Here is a 24,337-nt window from a genome sequence, read left to right on the forward strand (position 1 = left end):
TCTTTACTTGCGCCCGCTGCGCTGGCCCCACACCACGCCGGTCAGGACCAGCGCGCCGCCCAGCGCATGATAGGCATGCAGCTGTTCGCCCAGCAGCGCCCATGCCGCCAGCGCCACCAGCAAGGGGATCAGGTTGGCGAACAAGGCGCTGCGCGGGGCGCCCAGATGCTTGATGGCGTTCATCCACAGGAAGGGCGCGCCGATCGAGGCCAGCAGGCCGGCATACATCACCATCGGCAGGTTCTGCGCCGTCAACGGCGAGGCCGGCGCCGCCAGCCAGAACGGCAACAGGATCAGGCTGCCGAACGCCGCCTGCACATACAGCTGCGCCCAGGTCGACAGCGGCAGCGCCCAACGCTTCAGCAGCACGCCGTACAAGGCGTTGGACGTGACGGCAATCAGCATGAGCGCATCGCCGATGTGCAGGCCGCCGTCGAGCAGCTTGCCCAGGTCGCCGCGCGCGCTGATCACCACCAGTCCCAGCAGCGACAGCACGCCGCAGGCGATGCGCGTCGTCGTCAGCCGCTCGCCGGCGAACAGGCTGCTCAGGCACGCCGACATCAGCGGCATCAGCGCCACCGTCACGCCCATGTTGACGGCCGAGGTGGTGTGCGCCGCCTCGTAGGCCAATCCCTGATACATCGCCATGCCCAGCGCGCCGAGCAACATCAGGCGCGGCCAGTTGGCGGCGATGACCGCGCGCTGCCGCCATGCTTCGCGCCCGAGGAAAGGCGTCATCACCAGCACCGCCAGCACCCAGCGATAGAAGGCGATCGCCGCCGGCTCGATGGCGCCGGAGGCGGCTTTGGTGATGATGGTGTTGCCGCTCCAGATGCAGACGGCGAGTACGGGAAAGAGATAGAACCTGATGTCGGCCGCACCGCCTTGTGCGGAGGCGGCAGGCTGTGCAAGGGAAGAAGTGGTGTTCGACATGATCGCTCCTTGATGTGTTGCAGCTATCCTGCGGTATTCTCATGCGTGCATAAAGTGATATTGTTGCAATTCATCAATGCAACTAATGCAGCATTAATTCAGGAAGCATTCATCCATCCACAACCCACCGCAGGAGCAAGCCGTCATGCGCGATCTCGACTTCAACATGGTGCTCGACCTGGAGGCGTTGCTGCGCGAAGGCAGCGTCGTCGGCGCGGCCAAACGACTGCACCTGAGCGCGCCGGCCATGAGCCGCCGCCTGGCCAACCTGCGCAATGCGGTCGGCGATCCCTTGTTCGTCCCGGCCGGCCGGGGCCTGGTGCCGACCCAGCGCGCGCTGGAGTTGCGCGAAAAGATCGACGCCCTGGCCGAACAGATGCGCAAGGTCTTCATGACCGATCAGGTCGATTTGTCGACGGTGGAACGCACGCTGGTGTTGCGGACCAATGACGGCTTTGCCGGCGCCTGGGCCGCGCGGCTGGGGCAACGCGTCGCGCAGGAAGCGCCCGGCATCTCGCTGCGCTTTTCGCCGCGCACCGACAAATACGTCGGGGCCTTGCGCGACGGCGTGGTGGATCTGGAGGTGGGGGCTTTGCATCCGGGCGACGACAGCATGGCCGAAGAGCTGCACAGCCAGGTTTTGTTCAGGACGCCGTTCGTCGGTGTGGTGCGCGCGGATCATCCGCTGGCGCGCAAGAAAGTCAGTCTCGCCGCCTTCACCGCCTGGCCGCATATTTCAGCGTCGCGCAACGGCAACCACAGCGGCCCCATCGACGATGCGCTGGCGGCGCGCGGCATGCAGCGCAAGGTCAGGCTGGTGGCGCCGGGATTTCAGTCGGCCATGATGATGGCGGCTTCTTCCGACATGATCGCCGCCGCCCCCGAAACATTCGCGCGCTGGGCCAAAGAGCATCTGGACTTGCACATCTTCACGCTGCCGCTGGCGACGCCGGAGGTGGAAGTCTCGCAAAGCTGGCACCCGCGCCGCCACGCCGATCCGGTGCACAAATGGTTGCGCGGGCTGGTGCGGGAGTTGTGCAGCAGCCCGGATTGAGAACGCTCAGGCCAGCGTGGTGGTGACTTCGGTCTTGACGCTGGTCATGAGTTTTTGCACCGGGCACTTTTCAGCGACGGCCAACAACTCCAGGCGCTGCGCTTCGGTGAGATCGCCGGTGAGGCTGATCGCTGCCGCCAGGCGATAGGTACCCTGACGTTCTTCGCTGTTGTCGCGCGTGATGCTGACCTGGATGTCTTCCACCGGGATGTTCTTGCGCTGGGCGTACCACACCAGCGTCAGCGCCTTGCAGGCGCCGAGCGCGGCGTCGTACAGGTCATGCGGATTGGGGCCGGCGTCGACGCCGCCTTCTTCCACCGAACCGTCGACGGAGATCAGGTGATTGCGCACGTGGACGATGTGACGCATGGCGAGCGACTGGTCGCGCTTGACTTCGATGGCTGGACTGGACATGAGCGTTCCTTGCAGTGGAAAAGAACGCTCAATGTAGCGCGTTTTGCCGTGCGCGTCTGTGCGTCTGCGGATCAGTGCGCACGCAGCTCCGACAGGAATTTTTGCGCGCGCGGGCAAGCTGTTTCATCACTTGCAAAACCTCGCCGACCATTTCCGGATCGAGCGCCGCGTGATCCGGGATCAACCAAACTTCACCAGATTCAGCGCCGGCAGCGGACCGCCGGGGAATTGCGCCGCCCGGCCTTCGTTGACGCCGCCCAGGTCGATGGGCGCAAAGCCCAGGCGCGTGATCAGGTCGCCGACCGTCTTCTTGGCGTCGGCATCGTCGCCGGACAGGAACAGCACGCGACGGCCGCCTTCGGCCTGCGGATCGCCGGCGAGCACGGCGGCCAGCAAATGGTTGAAGGACTTGACCACGCGCGCGCCGGGCGCAAATTCCGCCACCACTTCGCTGGAAGCGCGGCCGCGCAGGTCGACCGCCTTGAACGTGGCGCCGTCGATGGCGTTGTTGGCGTCGATCAGGATGCGCTTGTTCCATGGACCGGCGTCCTTGAGCGCGTCGGGAATGCGTCCCCAGTTCACGGCGAGGAAGACCAGGTCGGCTTGCGCCGCTTCCTTGACGCTGACGGCCTTGATGTGCGGGCCGAGTTCGTCGGTCAGCGCTTGCAGCGATTGCGGGCCGCGGCTGTTGGCGATGGATGCTGCGATGCCGTTGCGGGCGAATTGGCGGGCGATGGCAGTGCCGATGGCGCCGGCGCCGATGATGGCGATGTTCATGATGTTTCCTTTCGGGACGGTTGAAAAGCAAGGTTTGTCGCGTTCCACTCTAGGCTTTTCATTTCCCTAGCGTTAGTCATGATCGGATAGAATCACTTTCAAGTAATGCTTGAAAGTCGCTTGCAGGTGAAACCTCATGGAAACCCTCGCCAATCTTGAATCCTTTGTCCGCAGCGCCGAGACCGGCAGCTTCTCGTCGGCGGCGCGGCGGCTGGCGCTGACGCCGGCGGCGGTGAGCCGCAACGTGGCGCAGCTGGAGCGCAATCTGGGTGTGCGATTGTTCCAGCGCAGCACGCGCGGACTGACGCTGAGCGAAGCCGGCGCGCGTTTCCTGCAATCGGTGCAGGGCGGTCTGGACAGCATCCAGGGCGCCATTGCCGACATCACCGTCAATGCGGGGCAACCCGCCGGCGTGCTCAAGTTGAGCACCTCGCAGGCGTTGGGGATGGACTATCTGCTGCCGCTCATGCCGGCGTTCCTGGCACGCTACCCGGCGGTGACGCCCGACTGGTTTTTCGACAACCGTCCGCTGGACCTGATCGCCGGCGGCTTCGATGCGGCGATCGGCGGCGGTTTCGATCTGCCGCCCGGCATGGTCGCGCGCGAGCTGGCGCCGGTGCACGTTATCGCGGCGGCCTCGCCGGCGTTCTTGCGCGGCAAACGCTTGCCGAAAGATCCTGCCGGTTTGGGAGAATTCGACGGTGTCGCCATGCGTTCGCCCTTGAACAGCCGGGTGCGCACGCTGATCATGCGCAACGGCAAGGGCGTCGAAATGGCGGCCGTGCAAAAACCGGTGATGCTGTTCAACGATCCCGATGCGGTCTGCCATGCCGCGTTGCTGGGCGTCGGCATCGGCCTGGTCGGCGTGCTGCATGCATTGCCGCATCTGCGCAGCGGCGCACTGGTGCGCCTGCTGCCGGACTGGCATGGCGACGTCGGTCCGCTCTCGCTTTACTTCGCCAGCCAGAAACTGTTGCCGGGCAAGACGCGCGCTTTCGTCGATTTCGTCACCGAAGCCTTCCGTGAACAAAAACTGGCGCACCAGCTTTCCGCCGTGAACCTGCCTGAATAAAAGACCAGGTTAGGTTGTTCAAGAATCAAACTCATCAAAATCTGCCCAGAGCCCACGGATGGCTGCCACTCCACATGCTCCGAAAGACTTTGCCAATGAAACATGCAAACGGGTCATCCCGCCAAGGGCGTATACAGGAAGACTGACTGAATTGGCCATCTCTGAAAATTTCCTCCAACCAATGGGCGTTGCGTCAGGATGGGACTTTGTCGCCAATACTGGGGAAAGCGTGACAAAATCTACGCCAATATGCTTGGCATGCATAAGTTCTTCTAAAGAATGACACGATGCGGAGATCAACTTGTTGTATCCAGGCGGATGTGTCTGAGTACCGAGCAGGCGGCAGCTGTCGAGATGTATTCCGTCGGCATCTACGCATTCCAAGTCATGCAACGGGCCATTTAAAATCAACCGGGCTCCATACTCGCGACAGACTTTGAGAGCGCTTTGCGCCAGTTCTGAATAGACTTCTTTATCCAATTTCTTGGATCGCAGTTGAACCATTTTCACGCCGCTAGATAATGACCTTCCCAGTACTTCCAAAAAGAACGGAAGGGCTTCTGGTTCTGGAGTGATCAGGTAGAGTTCCGGTTCTTCAAATGTCATTTTGGCCGCACATGTTTAGAGGTTATCGAGAGTTTTCGCTTGCGTCGTACGGGGTCTGTCACAGTCAGATCGTTTGTGGGTATTCGATAGTCTGAGGATCAGCTCTGTTTTGTTCATGCAGCCTAGTCGCGACTTCATATTATCAATATGAGTCTCAATGGTACGAGGCGAGACAATCAGTAATGTCGCAATTTCACGCGCGGTCTTCCCTGCAATGACATATTGGGCGATCTGGGTTTGTCGTGGAGTGAGTTCACATTCGTTTGTTAACGATCCAAGGTGGACATTTTTAGTTGAAACAGGCGTTCCTGGCATGCCGGAATGAGGCCTTGTCCCAGATATCAAACGTTCTTTATCTGCTTGGGCAATTAGTTTGGAAGCAGCGACCTTGAAGAAGGCGACGAAACTCTCCAACATGTCCAGATTGTTCAAATAAAAGCCAACGGCATTTACATTCGATACTGACGAATAGAAAAGAAAATACTCACAATATTCATCGGTAAAATTAATTATCTTGAATGGGAATGCGTGATCAAAGAGATTTCGCTGATCATTAATTTGCGCAATATATCTATTTCGCGTTTCGGTGGTAAATGAGCAGACCTTGTGTTCAAGAATTGCATAGCGCTCTTTATGGCCGTAATAATCAGGAGTATACGAACCGACAATGTATTTTTTTTCGAAGAAGGTATGATTTAGCGCACGTGCATCCGACCACAATTCAGATCGTGATCCATCTTTATATACGCGCGAGTAAGAAAAACAATTGATTCCAGATCTCCTGAAAAAATCCTGGCAAATTGAAGTAACGTCGTTTGCTGCAATGAATGAGATATTCAGGCAAGACATAATTTCCGCTTCCTTTTCTCTATGGGGGCGCTGGTAACGGAAACGCCTCTCGATCGCCATGGTTATGGCGACATCACTAGATTAGTTTGCAGACTGAATGAATTTGATGTTTTTCTTCCTTTCTGATTACGGAAAAACTAAAAGAAGCAATTTCTCGGAATACTTTTATTTCTATTGAATAAAAGTATCGATGATTGTCTGTTGTGCTACACAAACGGAATAGCTACCTGGTCTCAGACGAACGCCTGTTTACCGACAAGGCCTTTATCCATCAAACTTGTTAAAGCTCTTGAAATATCTGCCCACAGATTTTCGCTTGTTATCAGTTGTGCGCCGCGTGTCATTGTTTGAGAAGAGAGCTGAGAGAGAATCTTGTATTCGACTGCAGTCAATCTGTGGATCTGTCCCAACGCATAGACGTCAATTTCGTTTGTATTTGTTGTTGTATCCAGTGATGCTATATCGAACGATATCCGACGAAAGCTATCCTCCTCGCCAGCCAAATTCAGAGAAGGAAAGTTTGCTCTGATGCGAGAGCTTGCGTGGCCCGCATAGAATGTTTTGGAAAATTTTTCTAGATTTTCGGAAGTGATTAATCTCTGAAAATGATTTTCACAAACCTTTAGTAGTTCTTCTCGATTCGTGCAGGACTGGCGAATATCGTGATACGAGAGCCCATATTTCTCTCTCGCTAGTCCCCATTGAACAAAATCCATCATCGTGGGATAGACCAGACTAATCGTCAGGTGAAGACTCTTTTCATTTAATGCAATTACATCGTGCCATGTTCCTTTCGGGACAAACATCACATCTCCGGACGAAATTACCAGTTCAACACCTCGATCTGAGGCTGACGGCGCTTGGATGTCTTTCACAGTCGCCTTTCTTTTTGCGTCGACAGACGAAGCAAAGAACTGCCATCTCTTTCGTCCCTCAAGCTGAATGACGATTACGTCATGATCATCATTGTGGATACCGAAGCCGGAGATGCTGCCAAAAGAGACGTAGGCATTCGCGGTTGACTGAGCGCCAAGCGTTCCACCCAGCGTTTCAGTTAGATTTCCTACGCTGGGAACTAATTCGTTCACAGCCTCAAGAACTCCTGTAACACCCTCCCTCATCAAGACATGGAGTTCGTTAATTAGAAGATGATCCGTCGTACGGCCAAATCGGTCCCGGGCATGTCGAAATGCTCTTCTGTTAACTTCTTCGTGCTCACTTGCGGTAGACATTCGAAATCTGTCATTCGTAATTCGATTGCACGACAAGCATGAGTTTAATTCTCTCCACGAAAATACTTGCTCCAATTCCTCTTTTTCAAAACGCCCACTCCAGAATGTTTTTTGAGCATGGCTATCTCGAAAATCACTACGTCGCAACAAGAGCTGTGCAAAATTACTTCCATTCATCGCTACCTCCATTAATGACGTATTTCAACCACCACTTTTGTCTTGCTGACTTCATCCAATATCAGATCGATGCACTGAGTATTTTTGGCATCTATGTTGGCGTCCCACTCATCTAGCAGTAAGTATTTGATATCGTCAATTTGCAGTATCTCTGCAATTAACGAGGCCGTTTTCTGACCAGTAGACATACTCTCGTCATTTGTCTTCCAAGTGAGATCGGCGTGATTCGCGGGCAAGAGAAAGCTGTCGTCTTTGTATCGGTTTTTCAATGCCAATAGGACGGTAGATTTTCCACTACCATTCGCACCACTAATCTTGAATCGCCCGTTTTTTGCGAGAGAAACCATCTCCACTGCGACCGTGGCGTCATTCACGGACTCTCCGTTCATGATTATTGTTTTAATCTCTCCGCGACGGATGGTGTTTTCGTCCGACATCATCATCTCGGCTTCAAACAAAACAGCCAGCCTTGCTTGCATGGAGAAAAAATCAAGCGCCTTATACACCAGTGCGCTGAGTGAATTCAGGATGAGAAATACACGAGTCAAGCTAACAATGACGGCGGCAAGAATCGCAGGCGCTGAATGACCGTCTCTGACGATCGATACGATAAGGAATATGGTTGGACCCAATGACGCCGTTGCCAGAAGAATATTCCCGGCCTGCTTCAGCAATTGCAATCGACTCGATGAGGAATAGAAATCTCTGCTTGCGTTGGCAGTTTTTTCTTGCCATAGAAGCTGGCTATGTTTATTGCCTAGAGCGAGATTTTCCCAGCATTTATCCAACACTCCGGAGAAGCTGACATAGTTGTTTTCATATATTGAGGATGCGGTCGATACAAGGTGCCGCAATCCTAAAACGATCAAAAAGCAAAGTACTAAACTTAGACCGTAACCGAATAGTAGTTGAGGCGGGAGAAGGAGGCCGATGACGATCATGCTCAATGCACTATTTAGCGAAAAACTCGCGAGGTCATGTACCGCAGAGACATAATCTCTGATCATTAAATATGAACTGCGAGCAAGAACAGACTTTGTTCGCTCGCGTAATTCTGGATTGCGATACCGCTCAACATTTCCCGACACTGAAAAAATCAATTTCCGAGCAAAACTTGCATGCGCGCTATTGATCCATTTTTGGAGAAAGACGAACGACATGGTCCCGGGAATATAAGGAACGGTCATTGAAAGAAGATACAAATAGAGATAAGCAGAAAATGCTTCATGTGCCTGGAATCTCTCGATGATTTTGGTCAAAAAAACCGTTGATCCGGCAACAATTGATTGATGGACAAGGACGAGTGCCAAGGCAACCCAGGCGCTGGGATGGACATATAAAATTTGCCATTTCCATTTTCTCAAGCTCACAAGATCTCCGTTGTTGTCTACGTGGCGCGTCTCTTTGCCGAGAGGCTATTTCAGCTAACACGTTTGAAGTTGCGAGTTAGATTCCTGTGCAAGGGAAGAAACTCGTTTTCGAGTATTTGGCGAGCATTCCTCAACAAATCTGCAGCTCGTTCATGAAAGATAAAATCATTGGATGAGATGGCGCTTTCCGTTGATAGTATCGATTCATCTAATTGTTCAATCATCAGATCAGTTGGTGGATGAACACGAGGATTCGTCGGATGGCCGAGATGGTACTTGCGGAACAAGAGTACTTCCGTTGCGACGACAATACTGTGCAAAACCTTGTCCAAGGGGCGGGATGCATTGAGGATCGCTGATCGCGCCCATGTTGAACGATCCATCACCATTTCGTATGAATAGTGTTTGTATCGAAGTTCATCTAAGAACATCGCATGGTGGGTAAATTCATGTATCAGCATTTCCACGATATCCGCTGTTGTATAGGCGGTTTTTGGGTTTGCCCAGATCAGGCCGATGGCTTGGGATGTTGATCCTCCTTTGGCAACGCGCGAAGGCAAAATGAATATATCGGTAACCACGGTTCTGACGATGGCCGCATAGTCCGGGGAATACAAAGATAATTCCTGGAGTGCTTGTTTGATGCGGCTCTTTTTTTCGTTGACTTCTCCGTCCTGAGATATCTCGATGACGGCAGCTTGTTGTTTGTCGTCCAGCAATGAATCATTGGAGAAGTATTGACGCAACTTGGCAGCGTCATCTTCGTGTGTAATGAAAGAGACTTCACAAGAAGTCGTCTCTATTTCTCGCTGTCCCAAAGAGGCCAGAAATTTTCTATACCCGCCACGGGCTTGATTAAGTGAGTTGCAATTCTGACTGCCTTCGGAATCGACCGTCCCGATTAACGTTAGCACTGTCTGTATTTGATCGGAATAGCTGGTTTGCAGGATCATGTTTCTCTCCTATCGAAGAAATAGGGACGCAAAAAATTGCGTCCCCCGAATGCTTACTTTTGATCTTCGTAAGCAATCATATTGAGAGGCTGATTCATATTCCATGCACGCCCATCGATTTGAGTTTCGACTTCTTTCTTGGTCGCATCAATGTCTTCTCGAGTGATTTTTTCGGCGGTGGATTTGACGATGGAATCGAGATTGATCTTCGACATGTTTGGCTCCTTTAGTTAGTGCCACCGAATTGGTGGTGCCGTCACTATCTCTCGTATTGCAATGACATTCAGTCGTAGAAATACGGATATGCAAACTGCGAGGAGCATTTCTTTCCCTGTTTTTCAGTGTTATTTGATGTGAATATAGAAAAGCATCTATGTGATGACTCGAATGGCATGGTGCCGGGCGAATTTCATCCATTTCGATACAGCAAAGGATTGGATCTGCCTTTGTTTCAGGTCGAGAACATTGCCGCTAATGCAGAACATCGACTTTTCGGGTTGGCTCATGATGGCGGTCCAAAATGCAATGTTCTCCCAACGGGCGTGCCCGGATAATTCGACGCCGACTTCCAGTCTGATATTTCTTTGGTCTGGTCGGCGTGACCCAGGCGGTGCTGTCGCACATGCGCACCCGTCGCGTCGATGACGCATGTGCAGAACCACATCGCCGACGATGAAGTCAGCACCGAGGGGCTGGCGCAACGCAACGGTCGTCAGATCGGCGACCCGCGCAAGACGGCGCAGGCCATTTTCATGGTGCTGGAGTCAGACCAGCCGCCGCTGCATCTGCTGCCCGGCGTCGGCGCGCTCTTGCAGGTCGGCAAGAAACTGAGCGCCTTGCAGGAAGAACTGGGCAAGTGGGGCGGGCTGTCGGTCAACACCAGTTTTGCCGAGGCGTAACTTTGCGGTAATTCGTCGGCAACTGGGCCGCCTGATTCCCCTTGCGTAGCCGCATCAGCCAAATTGCCATGCCGAATGTTCATGGGCATAATGGCTTTTACACCCGAGCAGAACAAGAACAGAGGCGGCGGCGCTGTCATCGGATTCGGGGCCAGTGTTTCCATCAGGAGAACGCATGCGCAGGCTGAAGGGGAATCAGCATTACTTTCTGGCGCAGTTCCTGCCGTTGGCCGCCATGGTGCTGGCGGCGGCAGTCTTCTTCTATCACAGCCGCATCGACGCCGAACTGCATCGCCTGCAACTGGAGCAGCGTGAACGCGTGGCGTTGGGCGTGGCTTCGCTGACCAACGACATGGACGGGCCGCTGCGTCACCTGAGCATCCTGACCGGCGAACCGCCCATCGCGCGCGCGCTGAACGACCCGACACCGGCCAACCTGGCCGGCATGGCGGAGAGTTTTTTCACGTTGATGCTGCGCAATCCCTACTACGACCAGGTGCGCTGGATCGATCAGGACGGCATGGAAAAAGTGCGCCTGAACATGGGCAGCACCGGTCCGATGCCGGTCGCCGGCAAGCATCTGCAAAGCAAGAAGGACCGGCCGTATTTCACCGACGCCATGGCGCTGCCGCGCGGTGAAATACTCATCTCGCCGATGGATCTCAACGTCGAGAACGGCAAGATCGAAGTGCCGCACAAGCCCACCGTGCGGCTGGCGGTTCCTGTCTTTACCAGCGGCGGCCAGACGCGCGGAATCCTGATCATCAACGTGCTCATGGCGCCGCTGTTGGACCGCTTCTCCAACCAGATCGAGCGCGGCGTCAACCGCGCCATGCTGCTCAACGGCGACGGCTTCTGGCTCTACAGCACCAACACCGCCGACGAGTGGGCCTTCATGTTCAAGCGCGACGACAGCCTCGGGCGCGACTATCCCGCGATCTGGAAACAGATGCAGGCGGAGCCGACCGGCAACATCATCGGCGACGACGGCATCTGGTCGTGGCAGCGCGTCGACATCAACGGCAACACCGGCCGCTATGGCCTGCACCAGCAGTCGCCCTGGACCGTGGCGCTGTACTTGCCGCAAAAGCGCCTGATCGTCGACAGCCATCGCATCCTGCTGCGGCTGGCCGGCTTCGTCGCGCTGATCCTGCTGGCGCTGGCCTTGCTGAGCTGGCAGTTGGCCATCCATCGCCGGCGTCGCGAGGCGGCCGTGCACGAGCGCCTGAAAGCCGAGGCCGAACTGGCCGCCAGCCAGGAGCGCGTGACCGACCTGCTGCGCCATCAGGAAACCCGTTCGGTGCTGGCCTCGATCGTGGCCTCGTCGGACGACGCCATCATCGGCAGCAGCCTCGACGACCTCATCAACAGCTGGAACCCCGGCGCCGAAAAAGTGTTCGGCTACGGCGCGCGCGAGATGATCAATCAATCGATCTACGTGCTGGTGCCGGCCGAAAAGAGCGAAGAAGCGCGCCGCATCACCGCGCAGATCATGCAGGGCGAAACGGTGGTCAACTTCGAGACCGCGCGCTGGCACCGGGACGGCCGCCTGCTCGATATCTCGGTCACGATTTCGCCGATCCTGGACGATGAAAAAAAGATCATCGGCACCTCCTACATCGCGCGCGACATCACCGAGCGCAAGCGCCTGGAAAAAGAACTGAACCAATACCGCCAGCGCCTCGAAGGGCTGGTCGAGCAGCAAACCAGGAACCTGCTCGACGCCAACCGCAACCTCGAACTGGCGCTGTCGCGGGCGGAATCGGCCACGCGCGCCAAGACCAATTTCCTGTCCAACATGAGCCATGAGATCCGCACGCCGATGAACGCCGTGCTGGGGCTGACCTACCTGCTGGAAAAAACCGCGCTCAACGCCGACCAGCGCAACCTCATGCAAAAGATCATCGCCGCCGGCCATTCGCTGCTGGGCATCATCAACGACATTCTCGACGTCTCCAAGATCGAAGCCGGACGGCTGGAAATCGAGCACGTGCCGTTCCGCCTCAGCACGGTGCTGGAAAACGTCGTCAACATCACCGCGCCCGGCATCGGCGACAAGGACGTGGAGCTGGTGGTCGGTTTCAACGACGTCGGTATCGAACACCTGCACGGCGACGCCCTGCGGCTGGAGCAGATCCTCACCAACCTCGCCAGCAACGCCATCAAGTTCACCGCGCATGGCGAGATCAGCATCCACGTCTCCGTCGTCAGCGAAGTCGGCGACCAGGTCATGCTGCGTTTCGTCGTGACCGACAGCGGCATCGGCATTCCCGAGGACCGCCAGCAAGACATCTTCCACGCCTTCACGCAGGAAGACACTTCCACCACGCGCCGCTATGGAGGCACCGGCCTGGGCCTGACCATCTGCCGCCACCTGGTGCAACTGATGCGCGGCGAAATCGGCGTCGTCAGCGAACCGGGCAAGGGCAGCCAGTTCTGGTTCATGCTGCCGTTCCAGGTTGCACCCCAGGCCGCCGGGAAGTTGCCGATGGAAGGGCCGTTCACCGTGCTGGTGGCCGACGACAACGCCACCGCGCGCGCCGTGCTGGCCGACACCGTCAAGTCCATGGGATGGCAGGTCGATACGGTGGAGTCGGGCGAAGACGCGATTTCCAAAACCATGGTGCGGCTGCGCCACAACCTGGGCTACGACATTTTCCTGCTCGACTGGCGCATGCCCGGCATGGACGGCCTGGAGGCGGCCAGGGCAATCCGCGAGGCGTCGTCCTCGCATGCCCGCTCACCCATCGTGATCATGGTGACGGCCCATGGCCGCGACGACGTCATGACCTCGCCGCACGCCGAATTGCTCGATGCCGTCATCACCAAGCCGGTCATGCCGTCGACGCTGTACAACACCATCCTCCAGGTGCGCCAGCGCCGCGCGGCAAAGCCGGGCGCCGATAATGCCGCCGCTGCTGCTGCTGCTGCCGCCGCCGCCGCTGTGAGCGTCATCGACGACCGCATCACCGGCGTGCGCGTGCTGGTGGTCGACGACAGCGAAATCAACCGCGAGGTCGCCAAGCGCATCCTTGAAGCCGACGGCGCCGAAGTCATCGCCGTCGCCGACGGCAGCGAAGCGGTCGACTGGCTGCGCGAACATCCGGACGGCGCCGACCTGGTGCTGATGGACATCCAGATGCCGGTCATGGACGGCTACACCGCCACGCACGAGATCCGCGAAACGCTGCAATTGCGCCAACTGCCCGTCATCGCCCTGAGCGCCGGCGCCTTCAAGGCGCAGCAGGAGGCGGCCATGACGGCGGGCATGAACGGTTTCCTCTCCAAGCCCTACAACGTCGAGCAGATCATTTCGACGGTGCGCCAGCACATCGCGCATCTGTCGGCCGGCGAACTGGAGCGCCGCAACCAGGCCAGACCGGCCTACGCCTCGGCGAGCGTCGTCACGACCTTTCCGACCATGATCGAGACCGCCGCCGGCGCCACCCCCGGCCTGGACATCGCGGTCGGTCTGGAAGCCTGGGGCAGCAAGGACGTCTACGGCAAATTCCTCGGCAAGTTCGCCGAACAATACGAGCAGACCGGCAGCGACATCCTCGCGCACCTCCTGGCCGGCGAGCCGGCGCCGGCCAGGACGCTGGCCCACAAGCTGCGCGGCAGCGCCGGCACGCTGGCGCTGACCGACGTGCATCGGCTGGCGGGCGAACTGGAGGCCTTGCTGTCCGGCGCCGATGTTGCCGCCGCCTCGGCTTCCGACTGCAAGGTCAAGGCGGCGGAACTGGACGCCGCGCTGCGTATCGCCCGGCGCGCCATTGCCGATTACAGCGGCGCCTGAACATCGCGGCGTCACACATGGAACTAGGGCCTGCGGCGTGTCAGATGTTGTCCTGCAAACGACTTGCAGACTATCATCGCCGTCATCGCCATCATCGCGATCAACATCTGACCCATATCTTCCCGGAACAGGCCATGACCTCACTCGTAATTGCAGCAGCGCAGACCATCTCGGCACCCGGCGACCTGGCTGCCAACATTGCCCGGCACGTCGACGTCATCTCACAGGCCGGCGCGCAGGGCGTGAATTTGCTGGTGTTTCCCGAGTTGTCGCTCACGGGCTACGAGCTGCAGGCGGCGCGCGCGCTGGCGATCCGCGCCGACGACGCCATGCTGGCGCCCTTGCATCGGCAGGCGCAAGGTCTTGGCATGACGGCAGTCGTCGGCGTGCCGCTGGCGGCCGACGACGATACCGGCCGGCCTTATATCGGCGCGGTGGTGCTGGGCGGCGAGGGCGCTCCGGCTTTCTACGCCAAACAACATCTGTATGGCGACGAGCAAGACCTGTTCAGCCCCGGCCGCCGGAGCAACCTCTGCAACGTGCTTGGCACGCGCGTGGCGCTGGCCGTCTGCGCCGACATCACGCAGCCCGGACATGTCGCCCAGGCCGCGGCTGCCGACGCCGCGCTCTACGTCGCCGGCGCGGTGGTGACGGGAAAAAGCTACGCCGCCGAGGCGAGCATGCTGCAAGGCTATTCGGCCCGCTATCGCATCGGCGTGCTGCTGGCCAATCATGGCGGACCGACCGGCGGCTGGCAGGCGGCCGGCCGCAGCGCGTTCTGGGCCGATGGGACGCTGATCGTGGATGCGCCCGGCGGCGGCGAATGCCTGGTTATCGTTCGCCAGTCAGAGGCCGGTTGGTCGGGCGAAGTGCTTGCACTGGGCTGAGACAGGCCTCCATCTTCATGACTTCTCCCATTGAAAACGCCCCGCGCACCCTCGCCGGCATGTGTCTGTGCGGCGCGGTGCGCTATGCGGTGGAGGACAGCTTTCAATACGCGTTGAACTGCCACTGCTCCCATTGCCGCCGCGCCACCGGCTCGGCCTTCAAGCCTTTCGGCGGCATCGAAGCGCACAAGCTGCGCATCACCGCAGGAGAACAATACCTGCATCGTTTCGGCGGCGACGACATTCCCCGGGCACATGAGGCGCACGATGCCCACTGCCGCAAATGCGGTTCGCTGCTGTATTCGCTGGTGCGCGACGGCGCCTGGGTCCACGTCACCCTCGGCACGCTGGTCGACACGCCGTCCATCCGTCCGACCGCGCACATCTTCGTCGGCTCCAAGGCGCCGTGGTTCAGCATCACGGACCAGTTGCCGCAATACGACGAATTCAACTGAGGCGGCTGACACTGACAAATCGCTGACGTGCGGTGCAGGATTCCGAGCGATGCAGCCGGCGGCATGGTACGGAGTATGCGGTCTCGCGCGCCGCAGGCCTGCTGTAAAAAAAGTCCGCATCCCATGTCCCGGTCCATCGCATGCAATACCAAGTGAAGCTACAATTCAGTGAGCTCGGTTCAGTGACCGAGCACGACATAAAACACAAGATCAACACGCAGTCCTTCAACATCGGAATAGGGGGAAGAAGCATGTTCCACATGCGCTTTTCTTCGGGGAATCAAGAACATGGACCGTCTTCCTTACCGCGCCGATAGCCATCGGCCGCGCAGCTTCCTGGCGACCGGCAGGGTGGCGATCGCCGTCCGGAACAGCGCTCGCCTCGTGCAGGACGCCGTCGGCGTCTTGTACACCTTGCGCGCCTGACCACCGTACACCATTGAAAAAACAGGCCGGCCGCCTGCAATCAGAATCGAAGTCATGTCAAAAAAACTCCTGCTGTCCCTCATCCTTGCGCTTGCCTCCCTGATCGCCAGCCCTTATCCGGGCGCGCAGACCGTATCCGACGGCGGCGTCCAGCCGATCGCCTCGCGCGACAAGTTCGCCGAAAGCGCCTTCCAGCGCGACGCGCCGGTGCCGGCATGGGTGGACCGCATCGCTTCCTTGCCATCGTCCAGGCCGAATGCGCCGGCGACGCCCATCGTCGCGCGCCTCAACGACGTGTACTTCTACGTCGATGAAAAACCCTCCATCACCATCCACAAGGCGCTGCAGGTCAACGAAGCGTCCGTGCTGGCGCAGATCGGCCAGTCGGAAATCACCTTCCAGCCGGACTACCAGCGCGTACAGCTGCATGTGCTGCGCATCCATCGCGGCGACCAGGTGATGGACAAGATGCGCGACGCCGACATCCGTTTCCTGCGCCGCGAGCCGGAACTCGATAACGGCATCTACGGCGGCGCCGTCACGGCCGCGATCGTCGTCAACGACGTGCGCGTCGGCGACACGCTGGAAATCGCCTACACCACCACCGGCAGCAATCCGGTGTTCGGCAATCGCTTCTTCGACGCCGCCGGCTGGGATTATCCCTACCCCACGCTGAAGCGCCGGGTCACGCTGAACGCGCCCGAAGGCCGCCGCATCCAGTATCGCGTCATCGGCAACGACCTGCGCAATCCACCCCAGGCCGCCGAGTCGCGCGCCAACGGGCGGCGCATCGTGCGTTTCGAAGCGAACGACCTGACGCCGGTCGACTACGAGAACTACACGCCGCGCGATTACCAGACCGCGCGCTGGCTGCAGTTTTCCGAGTTCGCGTCGTGGAAAGAGGTCAGCCAGTGGGCCGACAAGCTGTTTGCCGTCAAGACCGATGCCGCCGCCTTGCTGAGCGCCGCCGGCATCGAGCGCGGCCAGGCCAATCTGCCGGACAAGGTCAGCAAGGCGCTGCAATTCGTGCAAAACAACATCCGCTACCTGTCGGTGTCGCTGGGCGAGAATTCACACCGGCCCTATCCGCCCGATCAGGTGCTGGCGCGCCGCTATGGCGACTGCAAGGACAAATCGCTGCTGCTGGTGACCCTGCTCAGGCAGCTCAACGTGGAGGCGTCGCCGGTGCTGGTGCCGACCACTACCCGCAAGGGGATTGACCAGATGCTGCCCAGTCCGCAGATGTTCGACCATGCCATCGTGCGCGCCGTGGTGCAGGGCAAGGTCTATTACCTCGACCCGACGCGGCTGGGTCAGGCCGGCAAGCTCGACCGCATGGGACAGGTGCATGCCTACACGCAAGTACTGGTGGTGGCGCCCGACACCGACAAGCTGGCCGAGATCGCGCCGCCGGCCAATGAAGAGCTGATCACCGGCACGCGCTTCGAACGCGTCGCCGTGACCAGGATGAACGAACCGGCGACGATGTCGGTGCAACTGCTCTATACGGGCACCGATGCCGAAGCGGCGCGCGCCGGATTGAGCAAGGTCACGCCGGCCCAGCTGCGCAAGTTCTACGAAGGCAACATCGGCAAGCGCCACCCCGCCGCCGTCATGCTCGGCGACCCGAAAATCACCGATGACCGCGACGACAATCGCATGACCATCGACCTGCAGTTCCGCATCCCGGATTTCATCCAGCCGGCGCAGGCCAACTGGATGCTGCACTACCAGCCGAGCAATCTGCGCGGCCTGTTTTTCGTGCCGGACAACGCCAACCGGACCACGCCGCTGTCGCTGCCGGCGTTCCCGTCGATCAACCGCTACGTGCTGGAAGTGACGCTGCCGGAAGAATACGACGCGCGCTACACGCCGTCGCAGCGCAGCGTGCAGAGTCCGTCGTTCAGCCTCAGCCAGGAGCTGTCGTTTACCGGTCGTCAGTTGAAGGCCGTGCTTGAACTGCGCATGCTGGCCGATCGTGTCGCCGCCAGGGACACGTCGCAATTCCTGACCGACATCAACAAGGCCAGCGAGATGTTGCAGGGAACGCTGACGATCCGCCAGACCGACCTCAAGTCGGCGCGCGTCGCCAAGCCGCAACTGGGCTTCAAGCAAGCGCTGGCCGAGCGTCTGGAAAACATCGTCAAGAGCGCCGGCCAGGTCGTCGCCGACGCCCGGCTTATGGGGCGCGACGCCAGTGCGGCCCTGTGCGAGCGCGCACGCGCCGAAGCTTATCTGGGCCGCAATCCGGAAGCCGTCGCCGACGTCCAGAACGCCACGGCCCAGCAATCCGGCGCGCCCGAGATGGTCAGGTGCCGCGCCGAAGTCGAGCTGGCGACCGGCGACTTCAAAGCCGGCGAGCAGAGCTTTTCGCGCGCCATCGCCATGGGACAGAAGGACAGCAACGTCTATTTGCAGCGCGGCATTGCCGGCTTCTACCAGGGCCGCCTTGACGTCGCCGCCGGCGACTTCCTGAAGGCGGGCGACGCCGCCCAGAATCCGGCAGAAAAAATCCGCGCCCGCATCTGGCATACCCTGGCCTTGCGCCGCGCCGGCAAAAAGATCGACAACGAACTCCTGGTGGCCGACGCCGATGCCTGGCCCGGCGCCGGACTGGCCGTGCTGACAGGTCGCCAGACGCCGGAAGCCATGTTCAGGACGGCGCAAAACCAGAGCGGCGACGCCGGCGAGATCGCGCTGGCGGAAGCCTACTTCTATGCCGGCCAGTACTTCTTGCTGAGCGGCGACAAACTCAAGGCGCGCCTGTACTTCCAGCACGCGCTCGACAAGGGCGTGCTCTATGCGCCGTTCCATCTGGCCGCGCGCCAGGAAATCGCAGTATTGAAATAAGAAAAAGATCGACGGGAAAATTCACCATGAAACTTCTGCGCCACGGCATTCCCCTTTTGTTTTGCACCCTGACCGCAACCGGCATCCAGGCCCTGGCCCAGCAAGCGGTCCCGTCAGCACCGGCCGCCGAGTCCGCGTCGTCGCTTTCTTCATCGGCGGCGCCGACCGTGCCGCCGCCGATACAGATCAGCGAGGCGCATCGGGCGGCGGTCGCGCGCATGCTCAAGGCTTTTCATGCCGATGAACTGGCGCTGTACGGCTTGAAAGTGGGGCTCCAGCAAGCGAAGGAAAAGGATCCAGCGGCGGAAGCTTACGTGCGCGAGGTATTCGACGCCGTCACGCCGGCGCAAATGGTCGACAAGATGCTGCCGGCCTATGCCCGCTACTATTCCCCGGCGGAGGCGGACGCGATCGCGCAATTCTTCACCACGCCGGTGGGCGCCAAGTTCGTCGGCGGCATGGTGAAGGACATGCTGGCCGGCAGGAAATTCAGTCTCGAAAGCCTGCATCTGACGTCGTCCGAAATGGTCCCGCTCACCAGTTTCCTCATGACGCCGACGGCGCAGAAGATCGGCAAAGTACAGCCCATGATCAACCAGGAAGTCGCCGGGATCATGCGCACGTGGGGCGCCGAACTGATGCGCGCGCGCATGAAAAAATCAATGACGCCGCTGGTCGCCCAGATCGACAGCGATCTGGTGAGCCAGGGCGTCGCGCCGGGTGATGCGCCAGGTTCCGGATTGAAGGCGGCGCCGGCCGGCGGCCAGACCGGCCCATGGAATGCGGTAGCCAATATCGGCGTGGCTGCCAGCAAGGCCGCGGCGGAAGCGCGGCAGCACTATCAGGACGATGTCCGGACGCTGGGAGCGCAGATGCAGCTCGGCGCATCGGGTCTGACGTCGGCCGACAATATCGCCACCAGCAAGAAGAACGTGCAGCGCATGGGAGAATCGCTGGACCGCTATCTGCAAAGCTATGACCAGGTCATGAAAGAAGCGCGCGAAAAAATGGTCGCCATCGACTTGCCGGAAAATCTGAAGGCCGCGCTCCTCCAGGGTTTCGACATTGGCCTGGCCCGCTCCTATGACGAGCGCATCCGTTACGGCGAGAATCAGCGCGCCTTGCTGGGGCTGTATCAGCGTCTGTTCGAATTCGCCGAAGCGCGTCTGGGCAAGATCAGCGTTGCCGACGGCAAGCTGGTGTTTGCCGACGTCGCCGACCAGGAAATCTACCGGACCATCATCGGCCAGATCGGCGTGGAAAGCCAGCGCGAAGCCGACCTGGTCAAGGAAAGCCAGGAGCGTGTGCGGAAGGCGTCGAACAACATGCGCTGACCGGAGCGCCGGCCGGCGCAAGCCGGCATTGCCGGAAATGCCGCGGCGTCATGCCGTAGGCGCGCCGGAACGCGCGGCAGAAATCGGAGGCGCTGTTGAAGCCGGCGCCGTAGGCAATATCCACGATCGCGCTTTCCGGCGAGTCGATCATTTCGGCGGCGGCTTCCCGCAAGCGGCAGTTGCGGATGTATTCCATCAGGCCGCCTTCGGCTTCGAACAGGCGATACAAGGTAGGGCGCGACAACCGGAACGCCGCCTGTATGGTTGCCGGCGTGAGCCAGTTCTGGTCAAGCCGTTCGTGGATGTAGTCGCGGATGTCGGCCAGCAGTGCATTGCGCCTGATGGCGTGTGGGGTGGATGCTTGTCCTGCGGTCACGCGTTGCATTTTTGGAACTCCTTTCATCAATAGGCGTGAGATGCGTTCTTCCCGGAAAGGGCACTGGCAAGCGCAGATGCGCCCTGCAAGGAGGCAACGCGGCCAGCGCCCTTTCCGGGAAGAACCCGGAGGGGGCTGCCTGTTTGGGGTTCCCGCGCGGCACCATGAATGAGGATGACTGTATGGCTGCAGGCGGCGCTTGTCTGTAGAACAAATGCGCTACAAGAATCGGCAATGGTCCGGCAATGACCCGGCGTACAATGGGCCTCCCATGCCATCCATCACCGACATCCCCATGCTGCCCGTCATCCACGTCGCCATCGTCGAGGACGATCCCGGCTTTCGCGATGCGCTGAGCAAGGTCGTGCAGGTCGCGCCGGACATGAAGCTGGCGGGCATGGCCGGCACCCGCGCGGAAGGCCTGGCCATGCTGCAGGGGCCGCCGGCGGATGTCTTGCTGGTGGACCTGGGTTTGCCGGACGGCTCCGGCATCGACGTCATCGTGGCGGCGGTGACGCAATGGCCGAGTTGCAACATCATGGTCAGCACCACCTTCGGCGACGAGACCCACGTCATGCGTTCGATCGAAGCGGGCGCCGCCGGCTATCTGCTCAAGGACAGTTCGCCCGCAAAAATGATCGATGAAATCCGCAGCCTGGCCAGCGGCGGCAGCCCCATCAGTCCCATCATTGCGCGCCAGGTGCTGGCGCGTTTCCGCGGCGCTGCAGCTCCTTCCACCGCTGCCGCGTCCGGCACAACGGGCATGGCCGGTACAACAGCAGCGAACCAGCGTAGCGCCGGCACGCGCGGGCAGGAAGAAGCCTCGGTGCTGCTGTCGGTGCGCGAAAAGGAAGTGCTGGACTACATCACGCGCGGCTTCACGGCGCAGGAGATCGCCAAGCTGATGCAGCTGTCGCCGTTCACCGTGCGCACCTTCGTGCGCCGCATCTACAGCAAGCTCAAGGTCACCTCCAAAACGGAAGCCATTTATGAAGCCAGGACGCTCGGACTGCTACCCGACTGAGCGGCATCCGGCGATAATGCGCGCATGAAAACTCTCTCCACACGCCTGTTCGCCAACGCGCTTTTCGCCGTGTCCGTGGCGCTGCTGGTCGCCGTCGGCGCCTGGTATGTGCAGAGCGACGGCGAGGCAACTGCGGCCAGCCTGCACCTGACGCAAGCGGACTGGCAGGACATGGACGGCCATGGATTTTCCGCGCCGCCTCTGGCGATGGACGGCCGCGACCTGCCGTCGTCATGGCAGCACGCCACGTTGCCGTCTGCTTTGCCGGTGGCGCCACCGCCGGCAAGTACTGCCGGTGCGGCGACCATCCGCACGACCTGGGTGAAGCTGTCCGTTACCGGCCCATTGCCCGCCGGGCCGCTGGTGTTGTATGGCATCCGCATCAAGACCGACGGCACCGTCGCGGTGTACGCCAACGGCAGCCTGGCTTACCGCACGCAGCAGCGCGGCCAGCTGTGGAACAGCCTGTTCACGCCACTGTGGTTCACGCTCGACCGGCATGACGACGCGCCGCTCAAAGAAATCCTGATCCGGGTGGAGCACGTCCCCGAGACGCCGGTGGGGTTGTCGTCGCTGTGGGTGGGGACTGCCGAGGCGCTGCGTGGTCGTTATTACCTGCGCCAATGGTTGCAGCGCGAACTGCCGGCCACGCTCAGCGCCGCGTTCATGGCGGTGGGGATTTTTGCCTTGTTCGTCTGGTTCCGGCGCCGCCACGAGATGAGCTATCTGCTGTTCTTCAATCTCGCCGCGGTCTCTTTCGTCGGTCATTTGCACTATTACGTGAGCCTGCCCATCGTGACCGACTGGTTTGCGTGGCTGACAGCGAATGCCTTGCTATGGCTGCTGACGGTGGTCCATCTGTTCCTGCGGCAATTGCATGGCCGCCCGCTGACCTGGCTGACGCGCGCGCTGGTCGGCGTCACGCTGGCGGCGAGCGTGCTGTCGATACCGGCGCTGGGCATCCTGCCGGTGTATCCCAGCACGTCGCCGTTGGTGCCCTTCATGTATGCCGTCACGGTGTTCATGGGCGTGCTGGTGTGTGCGATGGGCGCGCGGGCGTCGTGGCAGCGCTCGCGCGAAGCCATGCTGCTGGTCACCGGCGTCGGCGTGGCAGTGTTGCTGGGCATGTCCGACTGGCTGCTGCACAACAACGTCATCAATCCGGAGGGCTGGTTCCTCGGCGCCTATACCAACGCGGTCACTTTCGCCATGTTCGGCGCGCTGATGTACCGGCGTTACGTCAACGCCATCGCGGAAGTGGAACGGATCAACGCCAGCCTGGCGCAGCGCCTGCAGGCGCGCGAGGCCGAACTGGAGGTCAGCCATCGCCTGCTGCGCGAAGCGGCCCTGCGGCAAACCATCAGCGAAGAGCGCCAGCGCCTGATGCAGGACATGCACGACGGCCTCGGTTCCTCGCTCATCAGCGCGATCCGCTCGGTCGAACGCGGCGGCGTCAGCGACGCCAAGGTGTCGCAGATACTCAAGGATTGCCTCGACGATCTCAAGCTGACCATCGACTCGATGGAACCGGTCGAAGCGGACTTGCTGCTGTTGCTGGCGACCTTGCGCTTCCGTCTCGAACCGCGTTTCGAAGGCAGCAACATCACGCTGGTCTGGGACGTGCAGGAGCTGCCCACGCTGGCCTGGCTGGAACCCTCCAGCGCGCTGCATATCCTGCGCATCGTGCAGGAGAGCATCGCCAATATTTTGCGCCACACCCGCGCCGACCGCATCCGTGTCGGCACCGCATGCGACGATGACGGCGTAACGGTCACCATCGAAGACAACGGCCAGGGTTTCGATGTCGCCAAGGCATTGGACAGCGCCGCAGGACGCGGCCTGCACAACCAGCAGCGGCGCGCCAAGGCGGTCGACGGCGCCGTTGCCTGGGCATCGGATGCCGGCGGCACGCGTTTTACGCTGTGGTTGCCGCTGGTGCGTAATTAGTCCGGCTGGAGCTGCACCGACTTCAGATCTTCCAGAAACGCCGCGACGATAGGCTCATTGGCGTTGGCGCGGTTGGTCACCACGCTGATGCCGACTTCGTACGACAGTTCGGTGCGATTAAGCGCTTTCATGGCGCCGCGCGCGACGTGTTCGCGGCCCATTTCTTCCGGCAGGTAGCCGAGATGCTGGCCTGACAGGATCAGGATGGACATCGCTTCCATGTTGCCGGTCGTGGCCATGATGTTGCGACGATGGATGGGTGCGTGGCCGGGCGGCACCGGATAATCGCGCCAGGCCCAGGCATAGCCGGCGGCTTCCTCCGGTTCGATTTCTTCTTCCTTGTAAAACAGCGGGTGTGGCGGCGCGCAGTAGGCGACCTGGCGCTCCAGCATCAGTTGCGTGTATTGCAGCGCCGTCACGCGTCGCCAGAAATAACCGATCGCCACCTGGATGCTGCCGTTGATCAGCAGTTCTTCCAGTTCGCTCGGCGTGCGCACCACGATGTCCAGGCGCACCGCTTCATCGCGCTGGCGGAAGCGGCGGATGACTTCGGACAGGCGCGTGTTCTGGTGCGTCGGCGTGTGGCCGATCAGGCCGATGCTGAGCCGTCCGACCAGCTTCTTGTCCAGATTGCGCGCTTCCATGCCGAATTCCGTCAGCGCCTCGATCATGCGCCGCGCCGAGTCGGCGAATTTCTCGCCCTTGGCGGTCAGCCGAAAACCGGCGCGGCCGCGTTCGCACAGGCGGTAGCCGAGCCGCGTCTCCAGCGCGCTCAGTTGGGCGCTGATGGTGGACTGGCCGACGTTGAGCCTGGATTGCGCGGCCGATACGCCGTGGGCGTCGACCACGGTCAGGAACACCCGGATCAGGCGGATATCCAGATCGAAGACGTTGTTGAGCATGGGG

22 protein-coding genes are annotated in these 24,337 nt (G+C 60.0%); 11 read left to right on the forward strand and 11 right to left on the reverse strand.

Going from position 1 to position 24,337, the window contains the following annotated elements:
* Positions 1-3: 3 nt before the first annotated feature.
* Complete coding sequence (locus tag PMI16_RS00870) at positions 4-933, reverse strand: DMT family transporter (RefSeq protein WP_007875427.1); 930 nt, start codon at positions 931-933, stop codon at positions 4-6.
* Positions 934-1,078: 145 nt separating this feature from the next.
* Here PMI16_RS00870 and PMI16_RS00875 point away from each other — a divergent pair, with 145 nt between their 5' ends.
* The gene (locus PMI16_RS00875) at positions 1,079-1,987 is read left to right on the forward strand and encodes a LysR family transcriptional regulator (RefSeq protein ID WP_007875428.1); all 909 of its coding nucleotides are present in this window, start codon (positions 1,079-1,081) and stop codon (positions 1,985-1,987) included.
* A gap of 6 nt (positions 1,988-1,993) precedes the next feature.
* Here PMI16_RS00875 and PMI16_RS00880 read toward each other — a convergent pair whose 3' ends face one another.
* On the reverse strand, positions 1,994-2,401 hold the full coding sequence (locus PMI16_RS00880) for an OsmC family protein (RefSeq protein ID WP_007875429.1): 408 nt from the start codon (positions 2,399-2,401) through the stop codon (positions 1,994-1,996).
* Positions 2,402-2,581: 180 nt separating this feature from the next.
* Complete coding sequence (locus tag PMI16_RS00885) at positions 2,582-3,178, reverse strand: NADPH-dependent F420 reductase (protein ID WP_007875430.1); 597 nt, start codon at positions 3,176-3,178, stop codon at positions 2,582-2,584.
* Positions 3,179-3,314: 136 nt separating this feature from the next.
* Between PMI16_RS00885 and PMI16_RS00890 the strand changes: the two genes are divergently transcribed.
* On the forward strand, positions 3,315-4,250 hold the full coding sequence (locus PMI16_RS00890) for a LysR family transcriptional regulator (RefSeq protein ID WP_007875431.1): 936 nt from the start codon (positions 3,315-3,317) through the stop codon (positions 4,248-4,250).
* An 18-nt stretch (positions 4,251-4,268) separates the two neighbouring features.
* Here the strand turns inward: PMI16_RS00890 and PMI16_RS25120 are convergent, their stop codons facing one another.
* From PMI16_RS25120 to PMI16_RS26285, 6 genes are all read right to left on the reverse strand, one after another.
* On the reverse strand, positions 4,269-4,856 hold the full coding sequence (locus tag PMI16_RS25120) for a thiamine phosphate synthase (RefSeq protein WP_007875434.1): 588 nt from the start codon (positions 4,854-4,856) through the stop codon (positions 4,269-4,271).
* A 15-nt stretch (positions 4,857-4,871) separates the two neighbouring features.
* On the reverse strand, positions 4,872-5,765 hold the full coding sequence (locus tag PMI16_RS25125) for a response regulator transcription factor (RefSeq protein ID WP_081493341.1): 894 nt from the start codon (positions 5,763-5,765) through the stop codon (positions 4,872-4,874).
* A 173-nt stretch (positions 5,766-5,938) separates the two neighbouring features.
* Positions 5,939-7,114, reverse strand: coding sequence for a Cupin superfamily protein (locus PMI16_RS24915; RefSeq protein ID WP_007875438.1), 1,176 nt, complete (start codon positions 7,112-7,114; stop codon positions 5,939-5,941).
* An 11-nt stretch (positions 7,115-7,125) separates the two neighbouring features.
* Entirely contained in the window at positions 7,126-8,484 is a 1,359-nt protein-coding gene (locus tag PMI16_RS00900) for an ATP-binding cassette domain-containing protein (protein ID WP_007875440.1), read from the reverse strand.
* A 50-nt stretch (positions 8,485-8,534) separates the two neighbouring features.
* Positions 8,535-9,437 carry an aKG-HExxH-type peptide beta-hydroxylase gene (locus tag PMI16_RS00905; RefSeq protein WP_007875443.1) on the reverse strand — a complete coding sequence of 301 codons (903 nt, stop codon included), beginning with the start codon at positions 9,435-9,437 and terminating at the stop codon, positions 8,535-8,537.
* A 53-nt stretch (positions 9,438-9,490) separates the two neighbouring features.
* Positions 9,491-9,652, reverse strand: a complete 162-nt coding sequence (locus PMI16_RS26285) for a hypothetical protein (protein WP_007875448.1) — start codon at positions 9,650-9,652, stop codon at positions 9,491-9,493.
* A 435-nt stretch (positions 9,653-10,087) separates the two neighbouring features.
* On the opposite strand from PMI16_RS26285, the gene PMI16_RS00910 reads away from it, so the two are divergent.
* The 7 genes from PMI16_RS00910 to PMI16_RS00935 all read left to right on the forward strand — a co-directional run bounded on the left by PMI16_RS00910 (position 10,088) and on the right by PMI16_RS00935 (position 20,084).
* A complete protein-coding gene (locus tag PMI16_RS00910; protein ID WP_157212483.1) occupies positions 10,088-10,336 on the forward strand; it encodes a hypothetical protein in 249 nt (82 codons plus the stop codon).
* A gap of 175 nt (positions 10,337-10,511) precedes the next feature.
* Positions 10,512-14,132, forward strand: a complete 3,621-nt coding sequence (locus tag PMI16_RS24920; protein ID WP_007875452.1) for a response regulator — start codon at positions 10,512-10,514, stop codon at positions 14,130-14,132.
* A 134-nt stretch (positions 14,133-14,266) separates the two neighbouring features.
* Positions 14,267-15,019: a carbon-nitrogen hydrolase family protein gene (locus PMI16_RS00920; protein WP_007875454.1), complete on the forward strand. Its 753-nt coding sequence runs from the start codon at positions 14,267-14,269 to the stop codon at positions 15,017-15,019.
* A 17-nt stretch (positions 15,020-15,036) separates the two neighbouring features.
* Positions 15,037-15,474 carry a GFA family protein gene (locus PMI16_RS00925; protein WP_007875456.1) on the forward strand — a complete coding sequence of 146 codons (438 nt, stop codon included), beginning with the start codon at positions 15,037-15,039 and terminating at the stop codon, positions 15,472-15,474.
* A gap of 288 nt (positions 15,475-15,762) precedes the next feature.
* Entirely contained in the window at positions 15,763-15,900 is a 138-nt protein-coding gene (locus PMI16_RS25620) for a hypothetical protein (protein WP_007875458.1), read from the forward strand.
* A gap of 54 nt (positions 15,901-15,954) precedes the next feature.
* Positions 15,955-18,750 (forward strand): DUF3857 domain-containing protein, encoded by a 2,796-nt coding sequence (locus tag PMI16_RS00930; RefSeq protein ID WP_007875460.1) that lies wholly within the window; start codon positions 15,955-15,957, stop codon positions 18,748-18,750.
* Positions 18,751-18,776: 26 nt separating this feature from the next.
* On the forward strand, positions 18,777-20,084 hold the full coding sequence (locus tag PMI16_RS00935; RefSeq protein WP_007875462.1) for a DUF2059 domain-containing protein: 1,308 nt from the start codon (positions 18,777-18,779) through the stop codon (positions 20,082-20,084).
* Here the strand turns inward: PMI16_RS00935 and PMI16_RS00940 are convergent.
* On the reverse strand, positions 20,035-20,469 hold the full coding sequence (locus PMI16_RS00940; RefSeq protein WP_007875464.1) for a helix-turn-helix transcriptional regulator: 435 nt from the start codon (positions 20,467-20,469) through the stop codon (positions 20,035-20,037). The two genes, PMI16_RS00935 and PMI16_RS00940, sit on opposite strands and share 50 nt — an antisense overlap.
* Positions 20,470-20,731: 262 nt before the next feature.
* On the opposite strand from PMI16_RS00940, the gene PMI16_RS00945 reads away from it, so the two are divergent.
* The gene (locus PMI16_RS00945) at positions 20,732-21,484 is read left to right on the forward strand and encodes a response regulator transcription factor (protein WP_034378707.1); all 753 of its coding nucleotides are present in this window, start codon (positions 20,732-20,734) and stop codon (positions 21,482-21,484) included.
* A gap of 24 nt (positions 21,485-21,508) precedes the next feature.
* Complete coding sequence (locus tag PMI16_RS00950) at positions 21,509-23,431, forward strand: sensor histidine kinase (RefSeq protein WP_007875467.1); 1,923 nt, start codon at positions 21,509-21,511, stop codon at positions 23,429-23,431.
* Here PMI16_RS00950 and PMI16_RS00955 read toward each other — a convergent pair.
* Positions 23,428-24,333: a LysR family transcriptional regulator gene (locus PMI16_RS00955; RefSeq protein ID WP_007875468.1), complete on the reverse strand. Its 906-nt coding sequence runs from the start codon at positions 24,331-24,333 to the stop codon at positions 23,428-23,430. The genes PMI16_RS00950 and PMI16_RS00955 overlap by 4 nt on opposite strands.
* Positions 24,334-24,337 lie beyond the last annotated feature (4 nt).

The sequence above is a fragment of the Herbaspirillum sp. CF444 genome, assembly GCF_000282135.1.
Lineage (GTDB): Bacteria > Pseudomonadota > Gammaproteobacteria > Burkholderiales > Burkholderiaceae_D > Herbaspirillum.

What these genes read in the sequence shown, in the direction of transcription:
- PMI16_RS25125 (WP_081493341.1), bottom strand. Translation starts at nt 5,765, where the DNA reads ATGGCGATCGAGAGGCGTTTCCGTTACCAGCGCCCCCATAGAGAAAAG.
- PMI16_RS00945 (WP_034378707.1), top strand. Translation starts at nt 20,732, where the DNA reads ATGCCATCCATCACCGACATCCCCATGCTGCCCGTCATCCACGTCGCC.
- PMI16_RS00920 (WP_007875454.1), top strand. Translation starts at nt 14,267, where the DNA reads ATGACCTCACTCGTAATTGCAGCAGCGCAGACCATCTCGGCACCCGGC.
- PMI16_RS00905 (WP_007875443.1), bottom strand. Translation starts at nt 9,437, where the DNA reads ATGATCCTGCAAACCAGCTATTCCGATCAAATACAGACAGTGCTAACG.
- PMI16_RS24915 (WP_007875438.1), bottom strand. Translation starts at nt 7,114, where the DNA reads ATGAATGGAAGTAATTTTGCACAGCTCTTGTTGCGACGTAGTGATTTT.
- PMI16_RS26285 (WP_007875448.1), bottom strand. Translation starts at nt 9,652, where the DNA reads ATGTCGAAGATCAATCTCGATTCCATCGTCAAATCCACCGCCGAAAAA.
- PMI16_RS00890 (WP_007875431.1), top strand. Translation starts at nt 3,315, where the DNA reads ATGGAAACCCTCGCCAATCTTGAATCCTTTGTCCGCAGCGCCGAGACC.
- PMI16_RS00930 (WP_007875460.1), top strand. Translation starts at nt 15,955, where the DNA reads ATGTCAAAAAAACTCCTGCTGTCCCTCATCCTTGCGCTTGCCTCCCTG.
- PMI16_RS00940 (WP_007875464.1), bottom strand. Translation starts at nt 20,469, where the DNA reads ATGCAACGCGTGACCGCAGGACAAGCATCCACCCCACACGCCATCAGG.
- PMI16_RS00880 (WP_007875429.1), bottom strand. Translation starts at nt 2,401, where the DNA reads ATGTCCAGTCCAGCCATCGAAGTCAAGCGCGACCAGTCGCTCGCCATG.
- PMI16_RS24920 (WP_007875452.1), top strand. Translation starts at nt 10,512, where the DNA reads ATGCGCAGGCTGAAGGGGAATCAGCATTACTTTCTGGCGCAGTTCCTG.
- PMI16_RS00950 (WP_007875467.1), top strand. Translation starts at nt 21,509, where the DNA reads ATGAAAACTCTCTCCACACGCCTGTTCGCCAACGCGCTTTTCGCCGTG.
- PMI16_RS00955 (WP_007875468.1), bottom strand. Translation starts at nt 24,333, where the DNA reads ATGCTCAACAACGTCTTCGATCTGGATATCCGCCTGATCCGGGTGTTC.
- PMI16_RS00935 (WP_007875462.1), top strand. Translation starts at nt 18,777, where the DNA reads ATGAAACTTCTGCGCCACGGCATTCCCCTTTTGTTTTGCACCCTGACC.
- PMI16_RS00875 (WP_007875428.1), top strand. Translation starts at nt 1,079, where the DNA reads ATGCGCGATCTCGACTTCAACATGGTGCTCGACCTGGAGGCGTTGCTG.
- PMI16_RS00885 (WP_007875430.1), bottom strand. Translation starts at nt 3,178, where the DNA reads ATGAACATCGCCATCATCGGCGCCGGCGCCATCGGCACTGCCATCGCC.
- PMI16_RS00925 (WP_007875456.1), top strand. Translation starts at nt 15,037, where the DNA reads ATGACTTCTCCCATTGAAAACGCCCCGCGCACCCTCGCCGGCATGTGT.
- PMI16_RS25120 (WP_007875434.1), bottom strand. Translation starts at nt 4,856, where the DNA reads ATGACATTTGAAGAACCGGAACTCTACCTGATCACTCCAGAACCAGAA.
- PMI16_RS00870 (WP_007875427.1), bottom strand. Translation starts at nt 933, where the DNA reads ATGTCGAACACCACTTCTTCCCTTGCACAGCCTGCCGCCTCCGCACAA.
- PMI16_RS25620 (WP_007875458.1), top strand. Translation starts at nt 15,763, where the DNA reads ATGGACCGTCTTCCTTACCGCGCCGATAGCCATCGGCCGCGCAGCTTC.